Annotated in this window: 3 protein-coding genes and 1 pseudogene; 3 read left to right on the top strand and 1 reads right to left on the bottom strand. The window is 70.0% G+C overall.

Features of this window, described 5'->3' with window-relative positions; genetic code table 11:
- On the bottom strand, window positions 1-1,079 hold a 1,079-nt coding region (locus Air01nite_RS41735), incomplete at its 3' end, for a GGDEF domain-containing protein (protein WP_203708857.1).
- Window positions 1,080-1,314: 235 nt separating this feature from the next.
- Between Air01nite_RS41735 and Air01nite_RS40660 the strand changes: the two genes are divergently transcribed.
- The 3 genes and pseudogenes from Air01nite_RS40660 to Air01nite_RS40650 form a co-directional block, all read left to right on the top strand.
- Complete coding sequence (locus Air01nite_RS40660) at window positions 1,315-2,604, top strand: hemolysin family protein (RefSeq protein ID WP_203708855.1); 1,290 nt, start codon at window positions 1,315-1,317, stop codon at window positions 2,602-2,604.
- A 24-nt stretch (window positions 2,605-2,628) separates the two neighbouring features.
- Window positions 2,629-3,636 (top strand): TerC family protein, encoded by a 1,008-nt coding sequence (locus tag Air01nite_RS40655; protein WP_203708854.1) that lies wholly within the window; start codon window positions 2,629-2,631, stop codon window positions 3,634-3,636.
- Window positions 3,629-3,909: pseudogene (locus Air01nite_RS40650) on the top strand (hypothetical protein); the annotation flags it as partial. The gene Air01nite_RS40655 and the pseudogene Air01nite_RS40650, both read left to right, overlap by 8 nt.

The raw sequence follows: 3,909 nt of genomic DNA, 5'->3' as shown, positions 1-3,909 counted from the left end.
GGGAGCAGCACCCCGAACTCCTCGCCGCCGAGCCGCGCGGCGACGTCCTCCGGACGCAGCGTGGTTTCCAGCAGGCCGGCGACCGCCTGCAGCACCGCGTCGCCGGCAGGGTGACCGTGCCGGTCGTTGATCGTCTTGAAGTGGTCGAGGTCGAGCATCAGCATCGCCAACGGCGCTCCGTCGTGCCGGGCCTCCGCCAGCAGATCCTCCAGCCGCGCCTGGAACGACCGCCGGTTGCGCAGCCCGGTCAGCGGGTCGCTGGCCGTCATCTCCACGAGGACCGCCTTCTGCTCGGCGATCTGTTCGGCCATCGTGTTGAACCCCGCCGCCAGGTCGCCGACCTCGCTGTGTGACTGGACCCGCGCGCGGGCGGTGTCGTCCCCGCCGGCGAGCCGACCCGCGGCGCGCGAGAGCGTGTGCAGGTCCCGGACGAACCCGCGGGCCAGCAGGTAGCTCAGCAGGAGTGCGGCGACGGCGCCGCCCGCGCTGATGGCGATGATGATGTTCCGGGTGCGCCCGCTCGCCGCCAGCAACTCGTTGAAGATCGGCGTGTACTCGAGGATGACCGCACCGACGATGACGTGCTCGGGCGAGTACAGGGGCACGACGACGAGTTGGATGCCTTCGGGGAAGTCCGCGTTGCGTTCCTCGAAGGTGCGCGGTTGGCCGTCCCGCATCGTCGCGCCGACCTGGCCCTCGGGGTCCTCGTTGAAGACCTGGCCCCGGTTGCGCTCGATGGCGTCGGCGATGATGACCCGGTCGAGGCCGACGACCTCGATGTCACGGCCGAGCTCACGACGCAGGCTGTCAACGTAGAGCTGCAGGGCGTCGGGTTGCTCGTAGAGCGGCGTGATGCGGATGGGCTCCTCGCGCTGGGCCATCGTGAAGGCGATCTGCTCGGCGACGTGCTGGGCCTCGATCTGGGCCGCTCGCATGCTGGTGGCGTGCAACTCGCGGATCGCGATCACGCCGACCACCGGGATCAGCAGCGCCACCGCCAGGAAGGCGAGGGTGAGTCTCGTGCCGACACGTGCCAGCCGCCGGACCGCCGCGGTCCGGTAGCGGCGCAGGCCTGTCACCCACGACCTCCCGCACGTCCGTCGTCGACGCCGACGGCCAGCTCGAACCCGCCGTCTTGTCAACCCTTGACGTTACTAAAGGCCTGGTCAGCGACGGACTCGGCGCGCGGGCGGTTTCCGCGCGGACGATCTCGCGGGACATGGACTCACCGCAACAACGCGCCGGGTTTGTCGCTCTCTCAGCTGGGCATGGCAATCTACCTGTCTACGCCGACGATCTTCGAAGGGAACCTCTGTGGGGGGCTATGGGGCGCAGGTCGCGCTCGTACTCGTGCTGGTGTTGTTGAATGCCGTCTTCGCCGGCAGCGAGATGGCGCTCGTGTCGCTGCGGGAGAGCCAGATCCGCCGGCTCGAGCGTGCCTCGAGCGGTGGGCGGGTGCTGGCCCGGCTGGCCGGTGACCCCAACCGGTTCCTGGCCACCATCCAGATCGGCATCACGCTCGCGGGCTTCCTCGCCTCCGCGGCGGCCGCGGTGTCCCTCGCCCAGCCGTTGATCGAGCCGCTCGGCTTCCTCGGCGGCGGGGCCGAACCCGCGGCCATCGTCGTCGTGACGATCGTGCTGACGTTCTTCACGCTCGTGTTCGGCGAGCTCGCGCCCAAGCGGATCGCGATGCAGCGGGCCGAGGGGTGGGCGCTGATGGTGGCCCGGCCGCTCGACGTCCTCTCGACCGTCTCCCGCCCGCTGGTCTGGCTGCTCGGCAAGACCAGCGACCTGGTCGTGCGGCTGTCCGGCGGTGACCCGCAGGCCGCCCGCGAGGAGGTCAGCACCGAGGAGCTGCGCGACATGGTGGCCGCGCAGCAGACGATCCCGGACGACCAGCGGATGATCATCAGCGGCGCCTTCGAGGTCGCCGACCGGGTGCTGCGGGAGGTGCTCACCCCGCGCGGGCACGTGTTCACGCTGGCCGCCGACACGCCCGCGCCCGAGGCGCTGCGCAGCATCGTCAAGGCCGGCCAGTCGCGGGCCCCGGTGGTCGGGCCGACCGGGCTCGACGACGTGCTCGGCCTGGTGCACATTCGCGATCTCGTCGACAGCGACGGCACGGTCGGCGCCAGCGCGAACCCGGTCGTCTTCCTGCCGGAGACGCTCAAGGTGACCGACGCGATCCGTCAGCTCCGGCAGCAGCGCCAGCAGTTCGCGGTCGTGGTCGACGAGCGGGGCGCGGTCGACGGGATCGTCACGATGGAGGACCTGGTCGAGGAGATCGTCGGCGAGATCTACGACGAGACCGACCGGGACGTGCAGGAGGTCGTCCGGACCCCTGAAGGGGATCTGCTGCTCGTCGGCACGTACCCGATCCATGATCTGCCGGACATCGGTGTCGACCTGGGCGCCGACGAGCACCGCGACTACACCACGGTCGCGGGGCTGCTGCTCGCGCGGCTGGGGCACATCCCGACCGCGCCGGGCGAGACTGTCGAGCTGCCGGCGCACACCGCGGAGGTCGTCGAGGTGACCGGACGCGCGATCACCCGGGTCCGCCTACGGGCGCGGGCCGACGTCGTAGGGCAAGCTCAGGGCTGACCGCCGGCGACGGAAGGACGGCCAATGCTGCACGTCAGCGCCCTGGGCTGGACGCTAACGATCCTCGTCATCCTCGGCCTGCTCGCCCTCGACCTGATCATCGGAACGCTCAAGCCGCACGCCGTGCACTTCAAGGAGGCCGTCGCCTGGTCCGTCTTCTACATCGCGGTCGCGGTCGTCTTCGGCGTGGTCTTCGCGACGATCTCGGGGTGGGAGTTCGGCACGCAGTACTTCGCCGGCTACCTGGTCGAGAAGAGCCTCTCCGTCGACAACCTGTTCGTGTTCGTGATCATCATGACGACGTTCGCGGTCCCGGCCGCGCACCAGCAGCGCGTGCTCACGTTTGGCATCGTGCTGGCGCTGGCCTTCCGGGTCGTCTTCATCGTGCTCGGCGCGGCGCTGCTGTCGCTCTTCTCCGTCATGTTCCTGATCTTCGGGCTGTTGCTGATCTACACGGCGGTCCAGCTCTACCGGCACCGCGACGAAGACCCGGATGCGGACAACGCGCTGGTACGGGCGACGCGACGCGTGCTGCCGGTGACCGACGACTACCGCGACGGCAAGCTGTTCACGAGGGAGCACGGCAAGCGGGTGGTCACGCCGCTGTTCGTCGTGCTGATCGCGATCGGCAGCACCGACCTGCTGTTCGCCCTCGACTCGATCCCGGCGGTCTTCGGCGTGACCCAGGAGACCTACATCGTCTTCACCGCCAACGCGTTCGCCCTGCTCGGCCTGCGGGCCCTGTTCTTCCTGGTGGCGGGCTTGCTGGACCGGCTGGTCTACCTGTCCACGGGGCTCGCGATCATCCTGGCCTTCATCGGCGTGAAGCTGGCCCTGCACTGGGCGCACGAGGACATCTCCACGAGCGTGTGGGAGATCTCGACCAACCTCTCGCTGGTCGTCATCGCCGTGGTCCTGACCGTCACGACGGTGGCCAGCCTGATCGCGGTGCGCCGCAACCCGTCGATGAAGGCCCACGCCGGCTCGGTCCGCGGCCACCGCCCGCAACGGGACGAGCCGCCCCATGAGTGACCGCCTGCTCTCCGACGAGACACTCGCGGGGTCGGCGGTGGTCGCCAACTCGGCGATGAACCGGGAGCGGCAGCTCGCCGGGCCGAACAGCTACACCCGCGACCTTGGCTTCAACCCGCTCGACCGGCTCCTGGAAACCGCCGACGGGCCCGTCGCCTGGCTCGACCTCTGCTGTGGCCAGGGCCGGGCCTTGCTCCAGGCCGGCGCGGAGGTCACGGCGCGCGGCCTCGCCGGGCGGGTGGAGCTGGTCGGGGTGGACCTGGTCGACTACTT

The sequence above is a fragment of the Asanoa iriomotensis genome (assembly GCF_016862515.1).
GTDB classification, from domain to species: domain Bacteria; phylum Actinomycetota; class Actinomycetes; order Mycobacteriales; family Micromonosporaceae; genus Asanoa; species Asanoa iriomotensis.
This window is presented reverse-complemented; position numbering and strand designations above follow the sequence as displayed.